The 24,272-nt window shown below is 62.2% G+C and carries 20 protein-coding genes; all 20 read left to right on the plus strand.

Annotated elements, in window-relative coordinates; genetic code table 11:
• The first annotated feature begins 365 nt into the window (after positions 1–365).
• The 20 genes from EWR20_RS01905 to EWR20_RS02000 all read left to right on the plus strand — a co-directional run bounded on the left by EWR20_RS01905 (position 366) and on the right by EWR20_RS02000 (position 24,243).
• Positions 366–1,583: a glycosyltransferase family 4 protein gene (locus tag EWR20_RS01905; RefSeq protein ID WP_238147517.1), complete on the plus strand. Its 1,218-nt coding sequence runs from the start codon at positions 366–368 to the stop codon at positions 1,581–1,583.
• Between the two features lie 2 nt (positions 1,584–1,585).
• Positions 1,586–2,638 carry a glycosyltransferase family 4 protein gene (locus EWR20_RS01910; RefSeq protein WP_129358516.1) on the plus strand — a complete coding sequence of 351 codons (1,053 nt, stop codon included), beginning with the start codon at positions 1,586–1,588 and terminating at the stop codon, positions 2,636–2,638.
• Positions 2,628–3,887, plus strand: coding sequence for a glycosyltransferase (locus EWR20_RS01915; RefSeq protein ID WP_165000925.1), 1,260 nt, complete (start codon positions 2,628–2,630; stop codon positions 3,885–3,887). The genes EWR20_RS01910 and EWR20_RS01915 overlap by 11 nt, the downstream gene beginning before the upstream one ends.
• Positions 3,877–4,770, plus strand: coding sequence for an aldo/keto reductase (locus EWR20_RS01920; RefSeq protein WP_165000926.1), 894 nt, complete (start codon positions 3,877–3,879; stop codon positions 4,768–4,770). Before EWR20_RS01915 ends, EWR20_RS01920 begins: the two co-directional genes overlap by 11 nt.
• Positions 4,767–6,446 carry a GMC oxidoreductase gene (locus tag EWR20_RS01925; RefSeq protein ID WP_238147518.1) on the plus strand — a complete coding sequence of 560 codons (1,680 nt, stop codon included), beginning with the start codon at positions 4,767–4,769 and terminating at the stop codon, positions 6,444–6,446. The genes EWR20_RS01920 and EWR20_RS01925 overlap by 4 nt, the downstream gene beginning before the upstream one ends.
• Positions 6,443–7,048, plus strand: a complete 606-nt coding sequence (locus EWR20_RS01930; RefSeq protein WP_129358519.1) for a DapH/DapD/GlmU-related protein — start codon at positions 6,443–6,445, stop codon at positions 7,046–7,048. Before EWR20_RS01925 ends, EWR20_RS01930 begins: the two co-directional genes overlap by 4 nt.
• Before the next feature lie 137 nt (positions 7,049–7,185).
• Complete coding sequence (locus tag EWR20_RS01935; RefSeq protein ID WP_238147566.1) at positions 7,186–8,286, plus strand: glycosyltransferase; 1,101 nt, start codon at positions 7,186–7,188, stop codon at positions 8,284–8,286.
• The gene (locus EWR20_RS01940) at positions 8,287–9,645 is read left to right on the plus strand and encodes a hypothetical protein (RefSeq protein WP_129358521.1); all 1,359 of its coding nucleotides are present in this window, start codon (positions 8,287–8,289) and stop codon (positions 9,643–9,645) included. It begins immediately after the preceding gene.
• 41 nt (positions 9,646–9,686) lie between these two features.
• Positions 9,687–10,406, plus strand: coding sequence for an arsenate reductase/protein-tyrosine-phosphatase family protein (locus EWR20_RS01945; RefSeq protein ID WP_129358522.1), 720 nt, complete (start codon positions 9,687–9,689; stop codon positions 10,404–10,406).
• A gap of 50 nt (positions 10,407–10,456) precedes the next feature.
• Positions 10,457–12,037 carry a polysaccharide biosynthesis tyrosine autokinase gene (locus tag EWR20_RS01950; RefSeq protein WP_129358523.1) on the plus strand — a complete coding sequence of 527 codons (1,581 nt, stop codon included), beginning with the start codon at positions 10,457–10,459 and terminating at the stop codon, positions 12,035–12,037.
• Between the two features lie 19 nt (positions 12,038–12,056).
• Positions 12,057–13,463: a lipopolysaccharide biosynthesis protein gene (locus tag EWR20_RS01955; protein ID WP_129358524.1), complete on the plus strand. Its 1,407-nt coding sequence runs from the start codon at positions 12,057–12,059 to the stop codon at positions 13,461–13,463.
• Positions 13,460–14,344 (plus strand): hypothetical protein, encoded by an 885-nt coding sequence (locus EWR20_RS01960; protein WP_129358525.1) that lies wholly within the window; start codon positions 13,460–13,462, stop codon positions 14,342–14,344. The genes EWR20_RS01955 and EWR20_RS01960 overlap by 4 nt, the downstream gene beginning before the upstream one ends.
• Before the next feature lie 281 nt (positions 14,345–14,625).
• Positions 14,626–15,435: a hypothetical protein gene (locus EWR20_RS01965; protein WP_129358526.1), complete on the plus strand. Its 810-nt coding sequence runs from the start codon at positions 14,626–14,628 to the stop codon at positions 15,433–15,435.
• Positions 15,436–15,490: 55 nt separating this feature from the next.
• Positions 15,491–17,101, plus strand: a complete 1,611-nt coding sequence (locus EWR20_RS01970) for a glycoside hydrolase family protein (RefSeq protein ID WP_129358527.1) — start codon at positions 15,491–15,493, stop codon at positions 17,099–17,101.
• Between the two features lie 10 nt (positions 17,102–17,111).
• The gene (locus EWR20_RS01975) at positions 17,112–17,774 is read left to right on the plus strand and encodes a hypothetical protein (RefSeq protein WP_129358528.1); all 663 of its coding nucleotides are present in this window, start codon (positions 17,112–17,114) and stop codon (positions 17,772–17,774) included.
• Between the two features lie 115 nt (positions 17,775–17,889).
• Positions 17,890–18,918, plus strand: coding sequence for a LacI family DNA-binding transcriptional regulator (locus EWR20_RS01980; RefSeq protein WP_129358529.1), 1,029 nt, complete (start codon positions 17,890–17,892; stop codon positions 18,916–18,918).
• Positions 18,919–19,055: 137 nt separating this feature from the next.
• Positions 19,056–20,549: an aldehyde dehydrogenase family protein gene (locus EWR20_RS01985; protein WP_238147519.1), complete on the plus strand. Its 1,494-nt coding sequence runs from the start codon at positions 19,056–19,058 to the stop codon at positions 20,547–20,549.
• A gap of 49 nt (positions 20,550–20,598) precedes the next feature.
• Positions 20,599–22,536, plus strand: coding sequence for a 3D-(3,5/4)-trihydroxycyclohexane-1,2-dione acylhydrolase (decyclizing) (gene iolD / locus EWR20_RS01990; protein ID WP_129358530.1), 1,938 nt, complete (start codon positions 20,599–20,601; stop codon positions 22,534–22,536).
• On the plus strand, positions 22,533–23,318 hold the full coding sequence (locus EWR20_RS01995; RefSeq protein WP_129358531.1) for an HpcH/HpaI aldolase family protein: 786 nt from the start codon (positions 22,533–22,535) through the stop codon (positions 23,316–23,318). The genes iolD and EWR20_RS01995 overlap by 4 nt, the downstream gene beginning before the upstream one ends.
• Positions 23,311–24,243, plus strand: coding sequence for a hydroxyacid dehydrogenase (locus EWR20_RS02000; RefSeq protein WP_129358532.1), 933 nt, complete (start codon positions 23,311–23,313; stop codon positions 24,241–24,243). Before EWR20_RS01995 ends, EWR20_RS02000 begins: the two co-directional genes overlap by 8 nt.
• Positions 24,244–24,272 lie beyond the last annotated feature (29 nt).

The following is a 24,272-nucleotide window of genomic DNA, read 5'->3' on the forward strand; positions in this document are numbered from 1 at the left end:
GGGGCAAAAACGGGGGCGTCGCGTCCGCCCTCTTCCCTCGATCGTGGGGGAGTTTTTCGATTCGCGCGGGGCCTTCCATCGGGTGCCCCTTTGGGGTGAAGTAAAACACATTGTGTGACTTCGATTCGTTCCTGCGAAGTTTGTGGAAACCATCTTTGTTTTACATAGTCAGCGCACCATTTTGCTTCTCTTTGAGGATCCTGGAGTCAAAGCGCGGTACCGTCTGCATAGTCACTATGCCCCTTCGTGCGGCCCTCGCTGTATGTAAGATTGTCCTGGAATTTGATTTCCCGTCGTGTTGCCGCAGGTGGGAAATCTGTTGTCACCATGTGACCGTGACGTTAATACTTTTTGAGGTGGGGGCCTTGAATTTTATTGTCGGGCATAACCGGGACCGTGATTCGTATCAGGTTCCGGCCGCGCTTGCCGAAGTGTCCGCGCTGGAGACTTTCGTCACCGACTACTACGAGGGCCGCGGATTCTCCGTGCCTACGCTGAGCCATCGCCGCACCCCGCTCATCGATGCGTCCCGGGTTCGGCAGTCCTGGGGTGCCTTCGCTGCTCAGCTGCCGTACGAGGTCAAGCGGCGGATCAAGAGGTCGGTCGACTTCCCGACGGTCGCGGTCGAGTCCCGTCTGGGTGCGACGATTGCCCGGGTGGCCGCGCAGAAGCCCGAGGCGGATCTTTTGTTGTACTCCGGCTCGGCACTCCAAGCATTCCAAGGCCCCTCCACGGGCCGCCGTATTCTGTTCCAGTATCAGGTCTCCCCTCAGTTCATCGTCGACACTCTCTCCACGGTCGATGATCTTCAAGGTGTGCGCCCCTGGCTGCGCGAGGCAGAAGAGCTGGACCCGGGGATGCAGGAGCAACACGTTGCAGAGGTAAATCTGGCGGACAGCGCCGTCTGCGCATCGTCTTTCACCAAGAGAGGGCTAATCGCCCAGGGGCTGGACCCCGAAAACATTACGGTTGCCCCCTACGGCGGGCCTCGACCGGAGCGTATCCCGGAGGATGCCGCAGCCGGCCCCACCTGTTCCATGCTTTTCGTGGGTCAGGGCATCGCTCGCAAAGGGCTTCATATCCTGGTCGAGGCGTGGCGCAGGGCAGCTCTGAAGAATGCGACCCTGACTCTGGTCACATCGCGCCATGATCCGGAGATCGAGGACTTTGCGCGGGGCGTTCCCAATATCAACTTCGTCGGGCGCCATTCCAAACAGGAAGTGCTTGCCCGGATGCGGACGGCCGACACTTTGTTGCTCCCGTCGATTGCCGAAGGATTCGGTCTGGTGCTGAGTGAGGCTTTGTCCCAAGGGTGCCGCTTGCTCGCCAGCTTCAATACCGGACTAGTGGACATGGAACTTCCGGAGAATCTTGGGGTTGTGGTCGAGCCCGGATCCGTCGACTCCCTGGTTGAGGGACTTCAACGGATAGCGGACACCTATGAGCCTCGGAGATCCTATCGGGACCTCGTCTTCGATCATTCGGAGAGGCTCTCCTGGGCCGGTTTTCGGAGGAAAGTCCGTCAGGGCGCTGGGTTGCCTACTGAGATCGGCGAAACTGCGCGGCTCGAGGAGGGAGAATAGCCATGCGTGTGGTCATCATGGTCCATCGATTTCATCCGGACTTCGGCGGGGTCGAAGTGACGGCAGAGCTTCTGGCCAGGGGGTTCGTCGAGCGCCATCAGGCCGAGGTCGTTGTCGTCACGCATACTCGCGAGACCGAGCCGCACAAAGATTTTCCGTTCACCGTGTTGCGTGCGCCCACTCCGTTGCAGCTGTGGAAAGCCGTCGCCGGAGCGGACGTCGTGTTCCACAACAACCCGTGCATGCAGTTCTACTGGCCCCAGCTGTTCCTTCGGAAGCCGTGGCTCGTGGTTCTGCGTACCTGGATAACACTCCCCGGTGAGAAATTCGGACCACTGAACACGATCAAGTACTGGCTCAAGTATCGGCTCGTGGAGAGGGCCGACACGTTGGTGTCGAATTCTAACGCGCTTGCCGGCCACGTTCGCGGCGACGTCGAGGTCATCTACAACAGTTTCCGGGAAGACATCTTCCGTGTCACCAATACGGATCCCAGGGATCCGTCTTCGCTCGTCTACTTGGGAAGGCTGAGCGGGGACAAGGGGGTCGATCTCTTGCTCCAAGCCGTCAAGAACCTCAAAGACAAGGGACTTTCTCCCCGGCTCAGCGTTATTGGAGACGGTGACTACCGAGCGGAGATCGAGACTCTGGTCAGCGAGCTAGGACTCCGCGAGGACGTCACTCTCCTTGGTGCCATGAAGGGTGCGGAAATCTGCGAAGAACTCAACCGCCACGAGATTGCCGTTGTGCCTTCGAGATTTCCCGAGCCCTTTGGGACGGTCGCGCTCGAGAATGCGGCATCCGGATGCGTCACTCTCGTTGCCGACCACGGCGGTCTGCCAGAAGCCATTGGGGACGCGGGGGCACGATTCCGCCCCAACGATGTCGATTCCCTGACGGATGAGCTCGAGCGGTTGATGACCGACGATGAATACCGCGCATCGATCAGGGCTCGTGTTCCGGCGCACGTGCAGAAGTACAGTGTCGCCGCTTTCGTGGACAATTTCTATGACGCCGTGGAGCGTACGGCTCGGAAGGCGCGCCGTGGCAGATAGGGCTGAGCCACGCAGAATCCTTCTCCTGGCCGTCCGGGATGTCACCGGGGTTCGGACGGGGCGCATCGCGGTTCTCGAATCCGCCGTCCGCGGTCTGCAACGGCACGGGCACCACGTCGACGTCCTCGCCATCACTCACGAGGATGGACCCGCCGCATGGCTGGGATGCGAGGTCCGTAGGGTTCATCCCCCGCGCCTCGGCGCACTCGCCGCGCTCGTGCCTTGCGCTCTTCTCAGGGGCCGGTCCCTCAATGAGGCGTTGTTCAGTGGCCGGGCACTGATTCACAAGGTTCGGGAGATCGCCCGAGAGCTGAACAGCGATGTCGTCGTCGGGGACGGTCTGAGGGCGTGGGATCTGGCACGAACCGTGGGGCTGCCCGTGGTCATGCACCTGGACGACCTCCTCTCCGAGCGATATTCCTCCAAAACCTTCCGCGACAACAACGATTCCGTCCTGGGGTATTTCGGGGATCGGATTCCTCGCCTCGCGCGTCCCGGGGTCGAGGCCGTGGCCAAGTGCCTGCTCGGTGTTGAAGCGAAACTGGCTCGCAGGCGTGAGGACGCGATTGCTCGTGAAGCCAGCGTTGTGGCATTGACCAGCCATGACGAAGCGCAGCGTCTGTCGCTCAGGGTGGGACGAGAAGTGCTGGGGATCCCCATGGCGGTGGAGCAAGGGCGACTCTGCTCGCCTGATCAGGCTGCTGCCGGAACCCTGACGTTCCTGGGAGTCCTGCATTACGGACCCAATATTGCGGCATTGCGCTACATCAGGGACGAGCTGGTGCCCGAATTGGAGAGGCGGGGCCGGCGGGTGCAGATTCGCGTCATCGGAAAGGCGAGCCGGGAACAGATTCAGGAGTTCGCCGGCGCACCCTTCGAGTTCTTGGGGTATGTGGAGGACCTTCCGACCGAGATGTCGGTGAGCCGTATGCTCATCTCGCCGATCCAGGCAGGGACAGGGGTCAAGACCAAGGTCCTCGATGCGCTGAGCATCGGCCTACCCGTAGTGGCGACCACGATGGGCGTGGCGGGCATCCCAGTGCGGAACGGCGTCAGCGCGTTGATCGCGGACACGGCGACCGGCCTGGCCGACGCAGTCGAGGACCTCCTGGATTATCCCGAACGAGCACGCGATATCGGACGGGCCGGATATGACGTACTTGGAACGAGCATGGCACCTGAACACATTTACAACGCCTGGGGAGCGGCCGTCGAACAGGCCGTTGGTGAGGAGTGCCATGCGCACTGACCTTTTGGAGTATGGACGACTGGGCGAATTCGAGAGTACGCCTCTCGGCGTGGGAACCGCACGGCTCGGCGCTTTCTGGCAGAAGCGTGGAATCTCGGAGGGCACGGCCGCCTTGAGCCAGGCACTCGACCTGGGTATCGGTTTGGTGGACACGGCGGATGTCTACGCACGGGGGATCAGCGAGAGGATCGTCGGACGCGTGGTGAGGACCCGGCCGAGCACGGTGGTCATGACCAAGGTCGGTCTCCTCAAGACCCCCATCGGTCTGGCCTCCGCGGCCTTCGGCGGGGAACACCGTCCGGATCTCCGCGGCTTGCGAGCTGCCGGTCGTGCGGACACCTGTTTCTCCCCGAAATACCTGCGCGCGGCGGCCCATCGGTGTCTGAAGCGACAGGGCAGGGACGCACTGGATGTCCTGCTTCTGCACGAACCCCGTGCTGCAGATCTACGGCGCGACGACGTCGTCCGTGAACTGAATCGCATGAAGCAGTCCGGGATGGTCCGGGCATGGGGAGCATCCGTGCGGGATGCCGATGCCGCTCGGGCACTGCTGGAGGCACCGGGTGCTACCTGGCTCCAGATCCCGGTCAACCTCGGCGACACTTCAACCCTCGAAGCAGTGCGGTCCCACCCGGAACAGGAGCGGGTCACAACCGTCGGGATCGCGGTACTCGGTGACGGAACGCTCATGCGCCGAGCCGCAGCGGCCGGCATGGACGGCTCGCGAATTGTCGCCGCGCTGGCCGAAGGAGTTCACGGGATGGACGGCGTGGATGCGGTTCTGCTCGGTATGAGCAACCCGCGGCACGTCAGGGACAACGTGGGCGCCATCATGCGGGGAGCGCTGGAGGAAGACATGAGACACCTGGAGGAGACGCTGTGAAAACAACAATGTCGAAGAATCAGCTGACGGACGCACGGGACCTGCCCGCGGGAGCCCGTCTGTCCGCCACGGTCCTGGTGGTCGGCACCGGTCCCGCCGGAGCGACCGTGGCTCGGGAGCTGGCACCGACCGGCGTCGACATTCTGATGCTCGAAGGCGGTGACGTGCGCGGATCCGCCGAGGCGGACGACACCCTCAAGGGCGAGGCATCGTCCCAAGCCGTCGAACCGTTGGAGAAGGCGCGAACCAAGAGGCTCGGTGGAGCATCGATGCAATGGGGCGGTCGAACCTACCCGTTCGACCAGCTGGATTTCGAGGAGCGGCGCCACGAAGATTTCTCGACCGAGGCATGGCCGGTCACCCGGGATCAGATGCTTCCCTACTACCGCCGCGCGGCCCAGGCCCTCGATCTGCGATCCTTCGAATGGACCGGGGCGCAGGCCATCCCCGGGGACCCCGAGGACCTGATCGGCCCTTCGAAGACCATCAACTCGAAGGCCGTGTGGCGGTGGTCGCCGCCCATTCGCTTCGCCGGAGCCCTCAGCAAGGATCTTGCCTCCTACCCGAACATTCGCGTCATGCACCACGCGAACGTGACCCACGTGGTGCAGGATCCTGAAACCGGCGTCATTGATCGTGTCGAGGGCCAGACGCAACCGGGCCGGCATTTCACTGCGAGGGGCACGCACGTGGTCATCGCCGCGGGTGGCCTGGAGACCGCCCGCATTCTCCTGAACTCTGGGATTCGGGACGATCACGACCAGATCGGCCGTCATTACATGATCCACCCGATTGCCGAAGTCGGTGAGCTCCGGGTCAGGGATCCCAAGGCCGTCGGACACTCGGTGACCCCGACCAAGAGTCACGACGGTGTGTGGGTCCGCCGCCTGCTGCAGCTCGAGGAGCAGGTTCGGCGCGAACAGGGTCTTCTCAACATGGGGTTTGCCGTGTGGTACCAGGATCCCCGGACTCCCGACCACGGCGACCCGCTCCTGTCTTCGTTCGCGCTGGTCCGCAAACTGCTCACGATGACCGGTGGGTTCAAGGGCACGGGTATGCACCGCAGGTACGCCAACCTCGAGGATCCTCGCGGGCACGTGCTCAATGTCCTCAGAGGGCTTCCTGCGATCGGTGCCTTCGGTATGCGGTGGGTTCGGGACAGGATTCTCGATCCACGCACCCTGCCCATGTTCTCGCGCTACTCGAAACAAGGCGTCTACCGTATCCGGTTCGACGCCGAGCAATCGCCCGACCCGGAACAGCGCGTGGTTCTGTCCACGACGGAAAAGGATGCCTTTGGGGTGCCGCGCCTCGATGTCCGCCACCGGGTTTCCGACGCCGACCGCCGCAACTACCACCGGTCCCTGGAGATCCTGGCCCAAGGGATCAAGGAGTCCGGGTGGGGAGCGTATACCCCGCCGACCCTCGAAGACATGCTCGGGATGACACTCGTGGACGCGACCCATCAGATGGGCCTGGTGCGCATGGGGTCCGATCCCACGCGTTCGGTCGTGGACTCGAATCTGCGCGTGTGGTCTTCCCCGAACCTCTATCTGGCGACCACTGGCACCTTCCCGACCGCCGGCATGGCGGGTCCGACGCTCACGGATGTGGCCCTGTCCATCCGACTGGCCGACCACCTGGCCCGAAAACTGCAACAGGAGGCCGACCGATGAAGGACCTGACGGGTTTTCAAGGGTACGGCTACGACAAGGGGCGGCCCAAAGCAGTTCAGGCCTTGTGGTTGACCGTGCAGGGCGCGTTACTCCAGCGGTGGTGGTGCCCTCCGAAAATCCGCACCGCCGTACTGCGTGCCTTCGGAGCAAGGATCGAGGAGAACGTTCTCATTCGTCACGGGGTGACCATTCATTGGCCGTGGAAACTGCATATCAAGAAGAATTCATGGGTCGGTGTCGGAACGTGGATTCTGAATCTCGAACCGGTCACGATTGGCGAAAACACGTGCCTCAGCCAGGACACTTTTTTGTGTACTGGATCACACCAATTCGATCACCCGAATTTCGAGTTCGACAATGGGCCGATCACCGTTGGCGACCGTTGCTGGATTGCAGCCAGGGCCACGGTACTGCGCGGTGTCGAGATCGGCGACGACTCACTGGTCGGGGCTCAGGCGCTGGTTGCGAAGTCGGTGCCCGCGGGCTCCACAGTGCTGGCACCCCTCGGCAGGATTGTGGCCGGAAAGGGTGAGGACGCGGAGTCGCTTTCTCCCCGGGATGTGGTTCGATCAAGGGTCACCGGGCAGGATTCTCTGGGCTGACTAGATCTTTTGTTGACAATATCGAGCTGTTATAAAATTTTCGGCGAATATTTCGTTGACCCGACTTGGGGGAACATTCGAGACAGCGAATATCGGGTTCTGGGGGGAACGATTTGAGAATTCTTCACGTGGTTACGATGGTTGACCCTCATGGTTCGCTGGGCGGACCCCTGCGGGTGTCCTGCAATCAGCTCTCGGAGCTGAAAGAACAGGGGCATGACGTTCTCCTTCTTGCCACCGCGGAAGGCTACCGGGGCGACATGCCCGACGAATACTGCGGTATCCCCGTGAAGCTGTTCCCGGCCCGGCGCCTGATGCGGGAGAGCTTCGCTGGCGTGACCTCTCCCCAGTTGTTCCTGTGGCTCGCGAAGCACGGCCGCTCCTTCGACGTCGCCCACATCCATATGGCGCGTGACCTCGTGACGTTGCCCGCCGCGAGACTCCTCCAAACCCTCCGGGTGCCGACTGTCCTGCAGACCCACGGGATGATCGATCCGAGTTCCCAGAAGCTGGCCAAGCCCTTGGACGCCTTCATGACGCGACCGGCATTCAATTCAGCGAAAAAGATCCTGGCGCTCACGAACGCAGAGACCGAAGACCTTTGTGCTGTTGATTCCCGGCTCACGTCCGATTCTGTTGAGGTGGTCCGCAACGGCGTCCCCATGGCTCCTGTCAGAGCCCGGCCTGAGCGCCCGTCTCCCGATGTCCTGTTTCTTGCCCGTGTCCAGGAGCGCAAGCGTCCGCTTGTTTTCGTCGAAGCAGCCCAGCGCTTGGCGCCTCGGCATCCTGACGCGACCTTCACCCTTGTCGGACCGGATGAGGGCGAAGGCGATGCGGTCCGGGCCCGGCTCAGGTCCGATGACGCCGCGGGGCGCATCCGATGGGTCGGATCCCTTCCCGCCCACCAGACCCTCGATCGCATGGCCGAATCGGCGGTCTACGTACTTCCGTCCCGCAATGAGCCCTTCGGGATGACGGTTCTGGAAGCAATGAGCGCCGGTCTGCCCGTCGTCGTCATAGAGGACTGCGGGCTGGCACACGAGGTCCGGTTTTCCGGGGGCGGTCTGGTCGCCGGATACGGTCCGGACGAGCTCGTCGACGTGATCGACCGTCTGCTAGACAGCCCCGAGGATCGCCGGCGCATGGGGGCCGCGGGAAGAGCATTCGTAGCCGATCACGCGACCATGGAGCGCATCGCCCAACAACTCGCTCACCTGTACGAGGGCGTGGCTGCCTGAATGATGCTCACCCTGCTCCTTATGGGAGCCTCCCTCGTCTTCGCGTTGCTGTTCGCCTCCCGGCCCCTGATTCTCCTCTCGGCCCCGATCCTGGTACGCCTGTTCCTCCCGGCGTACCAGGCCAGCGAATGGTTCAACGGGCTGCACCCCGCCGGATACATGGTCATGGCATCGGCACTCGTCCAGACCATTTTCTACTGGCCCCGGGTGAAGAAGGTTTTGCGGTCTTCGTACCTCGAGATTGCCGTCTTCCTCCTGTTTTGTGCCCTGATCATGGCCAACGTGCTGTCGATCTTTAACTCGTTCACGGGCAGCCTGATCAACATCGCGGTCGTCTATCTTCCGCCCTTCGTGCTGTACCTGATGTTCAAGATGGTTATCTTCAGATCGGGATTCGAGGGTTTGCGCAAGGTCGCCTGGGCCATGCACCTGGCGATGCTGGTGCAGATGTACCTGGCTATTCAGCAGAACATCACCGGACACATTATCGTCTTCGAGGAGACCGCCAAGTCGGCTCTGTGGCAACTGCAAGGAATTGACGAGATCGGTCGCAGCCAGGGATTCGTGGAGACGGGACTGGACTTCACCGCGCTCTGCGCCTTCATGGTTGCCCTGACCTACTTCATCCGGAATCCCATCCTTCGATGGGCGTTCATCGGCCTGTATCTGTACGGCGCCCTGCTCGGCAACGGTCGGGCGTCCATGCTCGCCGCCGTGATTACGGCCGTGGCGGTGATCCTTGCAGGGAAGGACCGGATCCTGACGAAGCTCGTGGGGCTCGTCCTTATGGTCGGAACCTTTGTCTGGATGTTGGGAACCGAGGTCGGCCAGGCCTTGACCACGAAGATCGAGGATGACGGTGGGTCCTCCGAACTTCGGAAGCAAGCTTACGTGTGGGCCGAAAGCCACTGGCACCTCTTCACGTTCACGGGATACCCGGGCAACCGCGACTTCCGTGGATCGGGGGTCCTGGGTTCCTCCCTTGAGAACGCGTATCTGATCGTGGGTGCCGACTATGGCCTCATCACCGCGGCGGTGCTGCTGGTGCTCCAGATCTTCCTGGCCGTGAGGAATATGCGGAATGCGGCCGGCGTGGTCATGGTGCTCGGCGCGCTGGACATGATCGCCAATAACCTGACCAACAGCGGATTCACCTCGAACCAGGTGGGCGCCTACCTGACCTGGATCGCGCTGGGTTTCGCGACGATTGGTAAACACTACACCGACTACGGGTATGCAGGCCCTCGCCCGGGCTTCTTTTCCGGGCGTCGAAAAGCCAGATCAGCGCCTGGAGACGCCGTCATGGAGCGGATACCGTCGCACCGCGCTTTGGCGGTGGGGAAGCCGGGACATGCTTAGCGTCCCTCATCCGTCCTTTCGCAGAATCACGGAGAATTTCGATGTTTAGTCCTTGGCACAAAAAACCTGACGGTCTTTCGACCCCTGAGGTCAACCAGGTAGAACCTGCACCGACCGAACCTGCAGCAGCCGTGCCCACGCCTTCCGCCTCTGGCTCCCCGGAACCGCGGGCGGAGGCGGAAGCCGTTCCATTGGGATTCAGGGTCTACTTCGTGTGCACCGGAAATCTCTGCCGGTCTGCTCTGGCCATGGGATATTTCAACGACGTCACAGGAGACATTCCCGTGCGAGCAGAATCCGGGGGAACGGGGGTCAACCCGGAGATCGAAGTGCCCCAAGAGATCCTGGACATCGCCTCCTCCCGTGGATTCGACCTGTCCGCACACCGACCACGGGCCTTCACCGTGCACGGAATCAACGAGGCAGATCTGGTGCTGACCGCGACCACCGAGCAGCGATCCGCGGTTCTGTCCGCGACTCCAAGGGCGCTGAAAAAGACCTTCACGCTTAAGGAATTCGCGCGGTTGGCAGAGCTCGTCGAGTGGGAACCCGTGGATTCCTTCGGTTCCGCGGAGAACCTCGTCCAGAAGTGCTCCGCGTTCGTTGCGGAGGCCTCCTCCCGCCGCTCCCAGGTCGGTCGGGACGCGGAGGCCGACCTGGACATCGTCGACCCCTATCTCCAGGACGTGGCGGTCTACCGCCAAACCGGGGAAGAGGTTTTCGTGGCCATCGACCAGTTCCTGCGAAAGATGTTCCGCTGAGGCGCTGCGAAGAGCGGGAACCACAAAACGTATTGGAGAGACAAGTAGGTATGGGCGAGAAGAACCCAGTATTGATCGATGGAACCGCGTCGGAAAAGAGTTCGGGGCTGGTTCAGGCGTTTGTGCGCACTGTTCGCCGCCGCTGGTACTTTCTGGTGATCGGTGTGGTCGTCGGTGCGTTGATGGGCGTCGGCGTTTCGGCCCTCCAGCCGCGCGTCTACGCGGCCGACGCTACGGGGATTGTCACTACCGACAACAACAACAGCATTGGTCTGGCCTCGACCACGGACACCCTTGCCAAGTCGAAGGCTACCCAGTACAAGAGTCTCGCGACCTCCCGCGGTGTGGCCGAGGACGCCATCCGGTCCACCGGATTCGACCTCACGCCGCAGCAGGCGCTCGGCATGGTTTCGGTCGCCGTCCCGCTGGACACGGCGCAGATCCAGGTCACGGTTCGGTCCCAGGACCCTGACAGCGCTCGGGAACTCGCGGATGCGTGGATCGAGGCCCTGTCCACGAACGTCGAACGGGTCGAGACCGGGGGCAACTCGGCCGCGCCCACAAAGTCCCCTGACTCCGAGGGGTCGGAGGAGTCCCAGTCTGACCTGGCCGACTCGGTTCTGAAACTCATCGAATACGTGCAGGCCGAGACGCCGACCTCGCCCGTGTCCCCGAACGTGAAGTTGAACGCTGCGCTGGGTGCGTTGGTTCTGCTTGTCGTGGTTCTGCTTCTGCTCCTGCTGCAGGCTTTCCGGGACCGGAGTATCCGTTCGGTCGAGATTCTTCGAGAGGTCATGGGCAATTCCCCCTTGCTGGGCACCGTGCCGTTGTCCGATTCGCTGAGCGAATCGCGATTGATCCCACCTGAGTCCTTGGGCGCCCAAGCGCATCGGCGTGACTTCAGCGTGGTGGAGTCTTTCAAAGAGATCCGGACCAATCTGCAATTCATGAATCCGGACCGGCCTCCCCGGCGGTTCGTGGTGACCTCCTGCCTTCCCGAGGACGGGAAGTCGACCGTGGCGGACAACCTCGCTATTGCCCTCGCCCAGGGCGGGGACCCGGTCTACCTCGTGGATGCGGATCTGCGGCGTCCCACGGTTGCCAAGAGGTTCGGTCTGATCACGGATGTCGGGCTGACCGACGTCATCATCGGCCGGGCCGAGATGGACGACGTCATCCAGGAAGTGCACACGTATCCGAACCTGTTCGTCCTGGCGGCGGGGCACATTCCGCCGAATCCCTCGGAGATCCTCGCTTCGGAACGCTTCTCAACCATGATCGATCGGCTGGCCGAGAAGGGCACGGTCATCATGGATGCTCCGCCGTTGCTCCCGGTCAGCGACTCGGCAATCATTGCCACCAAATTCGACGGAGCCCTGGTTGTCGTCGAGGCCGGCGGTACCACGCGCGATCAGCTCGGAAAGTCGTTGCAGAACCTCGAACAGATCAACGCACAGTTGTTGGGCACGGTGCTGAACAAGGTGCCCACGCGGGGCAGCGAGGCCGGCTACTACAGCTACTACGGAAAGAACTACTACTACGAGGCCGAGAACGAGTCCTCGCGGAGCGGAAAGCGTTCTCGGAAGAAGGGTTCAGGTCGGAAGACTGGAAAGGCAAAGAGCGGCCTCTGACGTCGCCCAGGCACCGATCATGTCCGAATCCGAATCAGCTCGCGGGCCCTCGAAGGGGCGAGCTCCCGAGAACACCTCAGCACAGAAACGGACCCCCATGGGGACGGGGCTCTTCTATTCTCTGCTGAGCAACCTCTTGGCGCCCGTCGCCGGCCTGGCCATTGCCCCCATTCTGTCCCACGGGCTCGGCGAGGCCGGACGCGGGGCACTCGGCGGAGTGACCTCCATCGTGCTTGTTGCGTCTTCCGCGGGAGCATTCGGTATGCCGGAGGCCCTGACCTTTTTTGCGGCGCGGTACTTCCGACGACGGTGTTCGGTGCTCCGTCTGGCCCTATGGACCCTCCTGGCTCTTGGAGCCTTTTGCGCCCTGGTGGTCTGGGCCATGAGCCCGTTCCTTGCGAGTGGGCATGGGGAAGAATACCGGATGCTCCTCTGGCTGACGGCGTTGGCGCTGGTCCCGAACATGCTGATTCTCATCCCGAGGGCATACGCCGCCGCGACCGGCCAATGGAAGTACCAGGCCTTGGAACAAGGGTTGTTCTCGGTGCTCCGACTGGTCGCGTTGGTGGTTCTGCTCTGGACCGGACATCTGACGGTGCTCAACGCCGTGCTCGTGACACTGGCGTCTCCCGTGCTCGGTGCCCTCTCCTACGTGCCCGTGCTCCGAGGGGTTCGAGACGGCGGGGTGCTGCCCGAACGGGAAGAACCCCAGCGGGCGGGGGAGATGTGGGCCTACGGGTCGAAGATCTGGCTCGGTTCTCTCTCCGGCATCATTCTTAGCCGGATCGACCAGACGGTCATGATCAAGTTGACCACCCTGGAGCAGCAGGGGCTGTACGCCGTTGCCGTGACCATCGGGGAGATCCCGTCTGTGCTCTCCAACGCGTTCCGCAACGTGGTTTTCGCCGCAGATTCCGCGGATACGGGGGACGGTGCCGCCTCGGAGTATGCCGATCGACGCCTGACCACGATGGCGCGGATTACCTTGATTCTGACGGTCCTGACCGCGTTGCCGATCGCTGCGACGTCGTTCCTCTGGGTGGGGCCGGTCTTCGGGGCGGAGTTCTCCGCGTCGATCCCGATGCTCCTGGTGCTCCTCGCCGCGGCCGTTGTGGGTTCTCCCGGGTCGGTCGCGGGCGCGGGGCTCTCGGGCCGCGGAAGACCGGATTTGCGAAGCCGGTCCATGGCCATCGGGGCCGTATTCAACCTGGCCGTGCTTTTTGGGCTGACCCCTGCGCTGGGCGGGATGGGGGCCGCGCTCTCCACTCTCGTGGGGAATGCGGTGGCAGGAAACCTGAATATCTATTATCTGCGGCGTCACTTCGACTTCAGTCTGCGGGCGTTCTACGCGGTCTCGCGCGAGGACGCAATCTTGCTGACGAAGGCCGCGGGAAAAATCCTTCGGAAAATGGGAGTCACACGATGACAGAAACACCTTTGGACCCGCAGGTTTCTCGGCTACTGCGTATCCCGTGGAAGGCGGCGGCCATGGCGAGACTTCGCCTGTTCAACAGGTTTTCTTCTTCCAGCGTTCTCGGCGAGGCGCCTGTCGCCGTGAATATCACCTCGTACGGTCACCGCCTCTCGACCGTGTGGCTCGCGATTGAGTCCATTGCCCAGGGCCGGTTGAAACCGCAATGCATGATCCTGTGGGTCGATGATGAATCCTTCGACGTCAAGAACTATCCTCAGCTTCTTCGCCTGCAACGGCGCGGGCTAGAAATACTCAGATGTGAAGACCTTGGACCATACAAGAAGTTTTACCCATACATCCAGATGACGGAAGCGAAGGGAATGCCGCCGGTCATTGCCGATGACGACATCATGTACCCCTCAGGCTGGCTTGGGCGCTTATACGAAGCCCATCATCGGAATCCCGAAGAAATGGTGGCCTTGCGCTGCCACCAGTGGACCCTCGCCAACGGGGGAGCCACGGTTGCACCGTATACGACGTGGTCTGCTCCTGCGGCTGACAGCGTAAGCTTCTCGAATTTCATGACGGGAGCTGGCGGGGCCGTCTTTCCCCTGGCGCTTCAGGAACGCATCTTGCATGACGGTACGGAATTCACGAATACCTGCCCGCGTGCGGATGACATCTGGATCAACATTGAGGCGATCCGGGCCGGAGTCAGAACCCGATTCGTCTCTCCCGAAGGGCTGACCTACATTTCCATCCCCGGCCTCCAGCAGAAGTCCTCCCTTCACAGCACCAACGTGGCAGAGAACGGTAACGACGCCCAGATCCGGGCCACGCTGACCTCTGAGGACATTCGGATTTTGGCGGGCGAGGCCCCCGTTATCGACTGACTTTCACCCCGAGGAGAAGAACAGCAATGGTGCGCAACAAGCCAGTGATAGACGCGTCGGGCAATGACTCGGGGCACCTGACCTCCCGACGTTCTCTGCTCCGATCGGTAGGAGTAAGGGCGGCCGTGCTCACCACGGCGGGGTGCGAACAGGAACCGTTGAAAAGGATCGCGCCGCCGAGTCCCCCGGCAAACAGTGCATCTCGGAGTGGTGGTGCCCGACGCCGCTCCTCCCACGGGGAGTGGGTGCACCTTGGAGACTCCTTCACCAACCTTTCCCGAATGGTTCCAGCATGTGCGGAACTCACCGGCTACGAGCACATGGACGCGAGCATGATTGGGGACAATTCGCTGAGCGCGGCGATCAGATCAGGGTGCCTGCCTCTGATGGCACGGCTTGATGGCGGCAAGATTCCTTCAAAGGGCAGCGTCGAGCTGCGCGACTTCGTTCCACCAGCTTTTCGGATGCACGGGTCAGTGGAACACCTGGTTGAAATAAAAGGTGTTCGGGGAACGATGATTCGTCGACGGGGCTCGCAGAGGACTTGGTTCACGCGGTCCCGATCCGGCGAAGAAGTCGATGCTTCTGGCCATGTCGACATCACAGCGGACCCCGGCCACGAGCAGTCCATCGGGACCAAAGGGTTCTATCGCAATTTCTCGGTCGTCTTCGCCCTCGGGCGCAATGAAATGGACACCGGCGGATCCGTTGATGACCTGGTGAAGAATATTCGGACCATGATCGAGAAGCACCCAGCCGAGCAGTTGAGGTACGTGGTGACGGAGATTCCGGCCTGGCAGCACGAGAAAATCGGCACCCCAAAGCGCGCAGAGCTCGATGCGTGGAACGGGCGGCTCAAATGGCAATTCGGGGACACCTTCATTGAGCCCTTCCGGTGGCTGATCGACCACCGGGAGAAATCATTCGCTTTGGCGGAGCTGAGAATGACGGACGATGACCGAGCCACAGGGGACAACGGAGTCATTCCTGTTTCTCTGACCATGGACGACCGCGGCCACCTCAGCGAAGCCGGCGCAAAAGCGTGCGCCGCAGGCATGTTCGAAGAATTCAAACGCCTGCACCTGGTGTGATGCCGGGGACCACCTCTGAAAATTATCTCCAGATGAAGAGGAAGGACAGCTAACAATGAAGGAAGAGCGGTCGCTCCGTGGATATCCCAAACAGGGCAAGGGAAATCCACGGGAAGATCTCATTTTTGCCGCAGCCGGAAAGAATGGGGAGCCCACGTGGATCGAGGCCCGGAAACCGGATGGCCATCCCTCCGCGGAAGCCTATGAGAAGTTCGGTTTCGATCCCGAAGGTCCGGGCGAAAGCCTCCTGGCGGTGACCGATGGCGTGCGGAGGGTGGACATTCTCGATTCCTCGGGATCGCTTTCACCTCGGCTTCTCCGGTATTCGTCCAAGTACAACGGCGGTCTCATCCCGGCTGCTGCCGGTGGCGTCAAGTCCGACGCCGTGCTCGAGCGCAACCCGTTAATGGGTATGGCCTGGGAACCGAAGAGCGGCACCGACGATACAGAGGCATTGAATCGTCTGGTGGTCTCCGTCTCCGAGAACGGCGGAGGCACGGTGGTTCTTCCGCCCGGGGCGACGCTGGCGAGCGTGACCCTCGCTCCAGGAGTCTCACTGGCAGGATCCGGTCAGAGAATCACGAAGCTAGTTCTTCCCAACGGAGCGAACAGACCCATCGTCGCCGTGACACCATCCGCTTCCGGCCACAAGAACTACCGCACAGAGGTACGTGATGTGACGTTGGAGGGCAATAGGTTCAACCAAACGGTGTGGTCCAAAGGTGCCAAATGGGCCCGGAACTCTCTCGAGAACCCCGCAACCATGCCCCATGGAATTTGGATTATACGATCAGAAGCCAAGCCCGACCAGGACGACGAAGGCCTCGATCTTTACAACCTGGTTGTCAACGTGAGAATCAACGATGCCTACGGCACGGCCGTCTTCGGGTGGAGGGGGAATGGAGGTACCGTTTTCCACAATGTGGTTGCCATCAGGCCTGGTGTTGGCTTCATTTCGCCGCCTGATTGTTCCTGGTCGGACTGCACCGTGGGACAAGCGGAATTCACTGGGGTCCGTTCTCTGCACGGATCCGTGAACTATTCGAATGTCAAAACGTGGATGTCCGGAACCGCGGTTCTCAAACACCCGGCGCCGGACGGAAATGCGTATCGGCGGCGGTGGGCCAATGGCTGGGAATTCCGTGGAAATGGGGCCGACGTCACCGTGTCGTCGTCCTCATCCCAGAACCATTCCGGGCACGGTCTGTGGATTACCCCGGGAACGGAAGGCGCGAATATCCAGATGTCCGTGGACGCGAATAACACCGTACCGCCGTGGGCCATGCGGGCCGACGATGACCTGGAACCGTGGCTGACCAACGAAGAGAATAGTGACCTCCAGGTTTATGGTGATGACGGCCGAACCCGAGCCGATAACCCGCAGAGGGCCACAACTGCCTCCGGGCACGTCGGAGCCTTCATCGAAGGGTCGAGAAATGTTCTGAACATTTCGTCGAATACGGCCGCGCAACAGGCCCCTGGGTCGTTCTACGGATGGCAGAAGCATGCACTCGCCTTCGGGGCCGAAGCGCGCGAAAACATGATCACGGTGTCTCACCATTCACTGACCGAAAAGCGACCCTCTGGCGAGGTCATCAGAGGGGGCGCCACCGGCCGGAACTTTGTTCTGGGCAACGGGCGGGTCCTCGACCAGGTCTCTGACTAGGAGGAAAATCATGACCACCATCATTCGAACTCAATCGAAAATCAGCAATGACCTGGCCGAGTACCTTCTGCCGGATCTTGGAGTACCCGTTGCGGCCCGCTGGGCAGCATCCACCGTGAACCCTCAGGACCCCAACCGGATTCCCGATGCCATGGGGCTGAGCCGCACGGCCGCCGTCCGGACGAAGCCCGCGGATGCACGAGTCATCGAAAGCGCGGACGGCCACGCACTCCAGATCACCAAAGGGTCATACCAATCGGGGGAGTATGCATTCCTGCACTCGCGGACCTCGACTTTCACGATGATCGCCGTCTTCTCATGTCCCGGACAGACAGGGCCACTCGCGGACTTCGGACCGTGCCGAATTCAGAAGACCGCGACCTATTCTCTGCAGCATGACAAGAATCTAATTCACGTCGAATCGCGCGACAGGGATGTCGTTCTCATCGCGAGTTTCGACGGAGCGAACAGCCATCTGACGGTCAACGGCAAGCGCTCCTTCGGGGACTTGTCCGCGGGGAACAGGCCGGATCTCGAATCCATGTTCGGTGCATCCTACGGGACGATCACGTGGTATGAATTCGCCATCCTCGACTTCGCGCTCTCACCCGAGCAAGCGGATGAGATCGTGAACGTCATGCGCGGAATCTACCCGAATCTCCTGGGGCGATAGCCGCACATCGTGTGTCGGTCTGCCCGCCGCGGGTACCTCGGCGAAGCGCCGGAAAAGCGTGCGGTGCCTACCTTGGCTCCGGTCGCGCGGGGGATCCTGTGCCAGGATATGGAGCATGGAAAAGACCTTTGACCGGAATGATCGCCCGACGATCCGCGATGTGGCGGCCGAAGCGGGAGTCTCCAAGTCCTTGGTCTCCCTGGCTTTCCAGGACTCGTCGCGCGTGAGCTCCGAACGCCTCGACAGAATCCGAGCCGCCGCCGAAAGTCTCGGTTACCGCCCGAATTTTTTGGCCCGGACACTCGCGACGGAGGGATCCCCCTTTGTCGGGATCCTGGTTGTCGATCTGGAAAATCCCGTTCTGACCGAGATTGCAGAGGCCGCTAGGGTGGCGTTGCATCAGCACGGCCAATACGGCTTGGTAGCCAGCGCGACCGATGTCGGTGCAGCGTATCGGGGTGAAAGATACGGGGAGATCAACGAACAGGTTCTCGATATGTTTCGTGACCTCCGTCCGCGCGGCCTCGTGATTGTTGGAACATCGGTCGAAGATGCGCGCTTGCCGGTCGGGATGCCGGTGGTTTTTGCCAGTGCCACGGCAGTGCGCGGGTCGAACCACCCATCCGTCCGTGCGGACGACGAGGCGGGTATCCGTCTGGTCATGGATCACCTGGTCGAACAGGGGCACCGGGTCATCGGTTTTGTCGGCGGTGAGGGAGGCGGAGTCTCGAGGGGCCGCCACGCCGCGTATCTGAGGTTCGTTCGCGAGCGTGGACTGCCGGAGCGGGCCGTGAAGGCGGCCTTCTCGGAAGAAGAAGGTTTCGAGGCCGCGACTGCGATGTTGACTTCTGGCTCCCGGCCGACGGCGATCGTAGCGGTCAGCGATTTGGTGGCCCTGGGTGTGCAGTCTGCCGCCGACTCAATGGGACTGCGGGTTCCAGAAGACCTTGCCATCGCGGGGTTCGACAACACATCGATTGCCGCAATGTCACGTATCTCGTTGACCTCGGTCGACCCCAGAAACCGCGACATCGGGCGCCTGGCAGCGGATACGATTGCGGAATCGATCGTCCAGCCCGGTCGCATCACCGAAGGCGTAACCCTTATGCCGGAATTGGTGGTCCGACGGTCGACGACGGGGTAAGCCTCAGGGATCGGAAAAATCACGTCTTGACCTGTGGGTTGGGTCACCCTAAAGTGTGTTGGACCGGTCCACAATAACCTCAACTCGATAAGCAAGGGCGTCTTGGCATCAAATTTTGGACCGGTCCAAAAGCTGCAATGACGTATCCGCGCGGCGTCTTCGTCAACCGAAAGGCACACACCATGCTCGGCAAGGAACTCCTGATCGGAGGCATCTGGGAGAAAGCGAGTAACGGTTCCGGTCCTCGGGACGTCACGTCTCCATTCGATGGACGAGTCCTCGGGCAAGTGGAGTCTGCCGGTCCCGGCGACGTCGAACGGGCCATCCGTGTGGCGGAACACGGTGCCGCGAAATGGCGTCGGACCCCGGCATGCGAGCGCTCGGACATCCTCCTCAAAGCCGCTGACCTGGCGGACCAGCGCGCCGAGGAGATCGGCCGCATACTGAGTGCCGAAAACGGAAAGACGCTGGGCGAGGCCATTGGCGAAGCCAAGCGCTCCGGGGACATCATCCGTCTCGCCGCATTCGAAGGTACGCAGCTTTACGGCCAGTCCCTGCCACTGGACGCCAACCGAGGCACCGGCCTGGAGAAGCTCGGATTCACCATCCGGCAGCCAGTGGGAGTGGTCGCCGCGATCAGTCCCTTCAACTACCCGGCTCTCCTGGTCAATCACAAGATTGCCCCCGCTCTGGCTGCGGGCAACGCCGTCATCCTCAAGCCTGCCGGAGCAACCCCGTTGACGGCGCTCGCGCTCGCGGAGTGCTTCGTGGATGCGGGCCTGCCCGAAGGCGTTCTGTCCGTTTTGACTGGATCAGGCAAAACCATTGGCGACGCGCTCACCTCGGACCCCAGGGTTCGGAAGATCAGTTTCACCGGGTCCACGGCGGTTGGGCAGCACATAGCTGCTACGGCCGGCGTGAAAAAGCTATCCCTCGAATTGGGGTCCTCCGCACCCGTGGTTGTTCTGCCGGACGCCGACATCGATCTCGCGGCCACCGCCGTTGCGGCGGGCGGCTACATCAACGCGGGCCAGGTATGTATTTCGGTCCAGCGTGTTGTGGCTCATCGCGATGTCGCGACCGACTTCCTGGATGCCCTCAAGGTCAAGGTTGCAGAGCATCGCACCGGCGACCCATCGGACGGCACGACAACCGTGGGCACGCTCATCGATGAGCGAGAGGCCCAGCGTGTCGAACAGGCTTTCCGCCTGGCCGTCGACGAAGGCGCGACTTTGGCTCAGGGCGGCGAGCGGGACGGCGCGATCGTGCAACCGACGATCCTCTCCAACGTCGACCCGCGGTCTTCAATCGCTCAGCAAGAACTCTTCGGTCCCGGTGTGGCCGTCTCCGTGGCCCAGGACATCGGCGAAGCACTGGATCTCGCGAACTCGACCGATTACGGCCTCGCAGCCGGTGTGTTCACCCGTGACAACAACAATGCGGTCCGTGCCGCGCGTGAGATTGACGCGGGCGTCGTGCACATCAACTGGACACCCTTGTGGCGTGCGGACCTCATGCCATACGGAGGGCTGAAGGCTTCCGGAGTCGGCAAAGAAGGCCCCCGGGCCGCCGTAGCCGAAATGACCGAAGAAAAGGCCGTGATCCTGCACGGCCAGCCCTGGGACCAGTAACCCGCCCCTGCCCTACTGACAGACCACTCGCTGAATGCAAGGAAGCATCATGACTCATCAGGACCAGACGATTCGACTCACCGTCGCCCAAACCATCGTCAAATTCATCAGCAATCAGTATTCGATCATGGACGGCGAACGGCGCCGTTTCATCCCGGCCGCCGGAGGGATCTTCGGACACGGGAACGTGTCCGGTTTCAGCCAGGCGTTCTCCCAGTACGCGGACTCGATCCCGTTCATCCAGGGGCGCAATGAGCAGTCCCTCGGGCATATCGGCTCGGGCCTCGCCAAAGCAACCCAGCGGCGCCAGACCCTCGCCGTGACGGCCTCGATCGGTCCCGGGGCCATGAACTTAGTGACGGCCTCAGCCTTGGCCACCGTCAACCGGTTGCCCTTGTTGCTTCTGCCGGGCGATACCTACGCGACGAGGCGTCAGGGTCCGGTCTTGCAGCAGCTCGAGGACCCCAGCGATCCGGGTCTGACCGTGAATGACGCATTCCGGCCGGTGTCCCGCTTCTTCGACCGGATCACCCGACCCGAGCAGCTCATCACTTCTCTGCCCCAGGCCTTCCGGGTTCTCGCGAACCCGGTCGAGACCGGCGCCGTCGTGCTCTCCGTCTCGCAGGACCTGCAGTCCATGGCGTATGACTTCCCGGTCGAGCTCTTCCGCGAGCGAGACTGGCCCATTCGACGCACCGTTCCTCAGCCGGAGGAGATTCAGGCGATCGTAGAAGCGATCCGCGGTGCGGAGAAACCCTTGATCATTGCCGGCGGCGGGGTCCACTACTCGTTGGCGCAGGAGAAGCTGCAGCAGCTCGGGGAGGCTACCGGCATTCCCGTCGCCGAGACTTTCGGAGGCAAGGGCGCCGTCCAACACGACGCGGACTGGTTCCTCGGGGGCATCGGTTTGGAGGGCAATCCGGCCACCAACCGGCTAGCGGCCCAGGCCGACCTGATCCTTTCGATCGGCACTCGCCTGACCGATTTCTCCACGGGTTCCCAGACCATGTTCAAGAACCCCGACGTGCGGTTCGCCGCAATCAACATCGCGGAAATCGATGCCATCAAACAGGGCGGCGTCGCCGCCGTCTCCGACGCGCGGCGAGGCATCGAGGATCTGCTGTCCGACCTCGAGGGCTACGGGGTCTCCCAGGGCTGGTCCAGCGAGATCCGTAGTCAGAAGGACGAGTGGCGTCCGCAGCGTGCCGCAGCGCTGGACCCTGACACTATGTTCAACAAGAACGCACCCGAACACGCTGACCTCAACATCCCGGACACGGATGCCGTGCTGACCCAGGGGCAACTGATCGGCCTAATGCAGGAGCACTCCCAGAGCGGCGACGTCGTGATCGCTGCGGCGGGCGGCCCTCCCGGTGACCTCCTCAAGGTCTGGGACGCGACCGAAGGGCGCCATGCACACCTCGAATTCGGTTTCTCGTGCATGGGGTACGAGATTCCTGCAGGTATTGGGGTGCGGCTGGCGAATCCCGAGGAAGAAAAGCGCGTCTCGGTATTCATTGGGGACGGTACTTTCCTCATGAACCCCACGGAGATCCTCACCGCGGCCCAGGAAGGTCTCAAAGTGACCTACGTGGTTTCGGAAAATCACGGTTTCCAGGTGATCCGCCGTCTTCAGATGATGAAGTTCGGCGAACAATTCGGAAATGATTTCCGGTATCGCGGCCACGACGAGCAAGGGCGGCTCTCGGGCGAATACCTGCAGGTGGGGCTCGAGAACATCGGTGAAGGCCTCGGCGCCAAGGTGGTTCGGGCGACCTCCGCCCAGGAGGTTCGTACCGTTCTGGACGACACCAGAAGCCATGAGGGCCCAGTCATGATCGTTGTGCCCACCGTTCCCCTAGTAGACCTGCCCGGATCGGAAGTTTTCTGGGACGTGGCACCGGCTGAAGTCAGCGAACAGGAGTGGGTCCCGCCCTTGCGGGCCGAGTACGAAGAGGGACTGCGGGATCAGAGGTGGCACGTATGAGGTCGACTCCATTGGACCAGGGAAAGCTGGCTCGACGCATCCGCTCGGGCGAGCTGACGCATGGTGCCTTTTGTGGAATGGGACATCCCGCGTCGGCGGAAATCATGGCAGCCTCCGGCCTGGACTGGGTTCTGCTGGACCTCGAACACGGGGGATCGGACGAATCCCACATCGGTCAGGTCGTCGCCTCCACGGGCGGCTACGGTACGGCGACACTGGTGCGCGTCGAATCCCTGGAGCGTATTCGTATCGGCCGGGCCCTGGACGCGGGTGCCGCAGGGATCATGCTGCCCCGAATCAACGATGCCATCCAGGTCGAGGAAACGTTGTGTTACTTCCGATACCCACCCCAGGGGATGCGCGGAGTTGCTACGTACAACCGTTCCGTCCGGTGGGGTCTTGATACGGGTGCGTTGGACACCGCGAACAGCGAGGCCCTGTGCATCGTCCAGATCGAAACTCTCGGCGCCCTCAATGAGGTGGAAGAGATAGCCGCGCTGGACGGAGTCGATGTGCTGTTCATCGGACCGCTGGACCTCTCCTACGCTTTGGGAACCCCGCGCAATTTCGAATCGGAGGAATTCAAGGACGCCGTGGACCGTGTTCTCAACGCCGCGCGGAAGGCCGGGATTTCCGCAGGGATTCTCAGTGCCAACACCGACGTGGCGGAAAAGCGTGCCGCGCAAGGCTTCACCTTCCTCCCGGTCGGGTCGGACTCGACCCTCTTGGCAAATGCGGCGCGCGACGTCGCCGCTCGGTTGGGAGGAGCACGCCATGACTGAATCCACGCAGCGGAATCGCCACGTCGTCATAGGATTGGGTCCGGTGCCGCTCGAGGAGGTCGAGACCGTGCTCGGAGCTGACGTGGATTTTGTCGCCGAGCCTGGTCCGCAGGATCTCGCTGTCGTGGAAGGCGCGATAGTCCGCGCCGCGGTCACGGTCGGCGAGGCTGAACTCGAGCGCATGCCCGAGCTCAAGGTCATCGCTCGAACGGGAGTTGGCGTTGACGACGTCGACGTTCCCGCTGCCCGGAGGCGCGGTATTCCGGTTGCCATCACCCCGGGAACCAATACCAATGCCGTAGCCGAAGGGGCTTTCGCCCACATCCTGCACTTAGTCAAGTCGTTGGACCCACTGACCCGGTTGGTGCGCGAAGGCCGGTGGACCGAGCGATCCGGAGTCCCGGTGGGTGACCTCGAAGGCGCGACCCTGGGCATCATGGGCTACGGGCGTATCGGCCAACGCGTGGCCCACATCGCTCGGGCCTTCGGGATGGAGATCCTGGCCTACGACCCCGTGGCCCCGGTCGATCCCGAGATCCGCGCAGAAACCGTGGAAGAACTCCTCAAGGGTTCCGACGTCGTTTCTCTGCATCTTCCGTTGGTCGAGCAAACCAGAAACCTCCTCGACCGGGACGCCTTGAACATCATGCGTCCCGGGGCGGTGCTGATCAACGTCAGTCGCGGTGGGATCGTGGATGAGGATGCGCTCTTGGAGGCTCTGGAAGAAGGGCGCATCTCCGGTGCCGGACTGGATGCCTTCGACCCTGAGCCGACCCAGGACCACCCGCTGTATCACCATCCCAATACGGTGCTGACTCCGCACGTAATGGGGCTGAGCAAGAATGCCGCTAGCGCGACCTTCCATGATGCAGCCGTAGCGGTCCGTGCCGTTCTGGACGGCGGTCAACCCGCTGCCGTGGCGTAGACCTGAGAAGGGCGGTGTTTAGCCACAGG

Source organism: Rothia uropygioeca, assembly GCF_004136585.1.
Lineage (GTDB): Bacteria > Actinomycetota > Actinomycetes > Actinomycetales > Micrococcaceae > Rothia.

Excerpts from the sequence above, each read along its gene's own strand:
- EWR20_RS01920 (WP_165000926.1), top strand. The coding sequence starts at position 3,877 with ATGCGCACTGACCTTTTGGAGTATGGACGACTGGGCGAATTCGAGAGT.
- iolD (WP_129358530.1), top strand. The coding sequence starts at position 20,599 with ATGACTCATCAGGACCAGACGATTCGACTCACCGTCGCCCAAACCATC.
- EWR20_RS01985 (WP_238147519.1), top strand. The coding sequence starts at position 19,056 with ATGACGTATCCGCGCGGCGTCTTCGTCAACCGAAAGGCACACACCATG.
- EWR20_RS01970 (WP_129358527.1), top strand. The coding sequence starts at position 15,491 with ATGAAGGAAGAGCGGTCGCTCCGTGGATATCCCAAACAGGGCAAGGGA.
- EWR20_RS01945 (WP_129358522.1), top strand. The coding sequence starts at position 9,687 with ATGTTTAGTCCTTGGCACAAAAAACCTGACGGTCTTTCGACCCCTGAG.
- EWR20_RS01935 (WP_238147566.1), top strand. The coding sequence starts at position 7,186 with ATGGTTGACCCTCATGGTTCGCTGGGCGGACCCCTGCGGGTGTCCTGC.
- EWR20_RS01950 (WP_129358523.1), top strand. The coding sequence starts at position 10,457 with ATGGGCGAGAAGAACCCAGTATTGATCGATGGAACCGCGTCGGAAAAG.
- EWR20_RS01960 (WP_129358525.1), top strand. The coding sequence starts at position 13,460 with ATGACAGAAACACCTTTGGACCCGCAGGTTTCTCGGCTACTGCGTATC.
- EWR20_RS01980 (WP_129358529.1), top strand. The coding sequence starts at position 17,890 with ATGGAAAAGACCTTTGACCGGAATGATCGCCCGACGATCCGCGATGTG.
- EWR20_RS01975 (WP_129358528.1), top strand. The coding sequence starts at position 17,112 with ATGACCACCATCATTCGAACTCAATCGAAAATCAGCAATGACCTGGCC.
- EWR20_RS01955 (WP_129358524.1), top strand. The coding sequence starts at position 12,057 with ATGTCCGAATCCGAATCAGCTCGCGGGCCCTCGAAGGGGCGAGCTCCC.
- EWR20_RS01910 (WP_129358516.1), top strand. The coding sequence starts at position 1,586 with ATGCGTGTGGTCATCATGGTCCATCGATTTCATCCGGACTTCGGCGGG.
- EWR20_RS01930 (WP_129358519.1), top strand. The coding sequence starts at position 6,443 with ATGAAGGACCTGACGGGTTTTCAAGGGTACGGCTACGACAAGGGGCGG.
- EWR20_RS02000 (WP_129358532.1), top strand. The coding sequence starts at position 23,311 with ATGACTGAATCCACGCAGCGGAATCGCCACGTCGTCATAGGATTGGGT.
- EWR20_RS01940 (WP_129358521.1), top strand. The coding sequence starts at position 8,287 with ATGATGCTCACCCTGCTCCTTATGGGAGCCTCCCTCGTCTTCGCGTTG.
- EWR20_RS01995 (WP_129358531.1), top strand. The coding sequence starts at position 22,533 with ATGAGGTCGACTCCATTGGACCAGGGAAAGCTGGCTCGACGCATCCGC.
- EWR20_RS01965 (WP_129358526.1), top strand. The coding sequence starts at position 14,626 with ATGGTTCCAGCATGTGCGGAACTCACCGGCTACGAGCACATGGACGCG.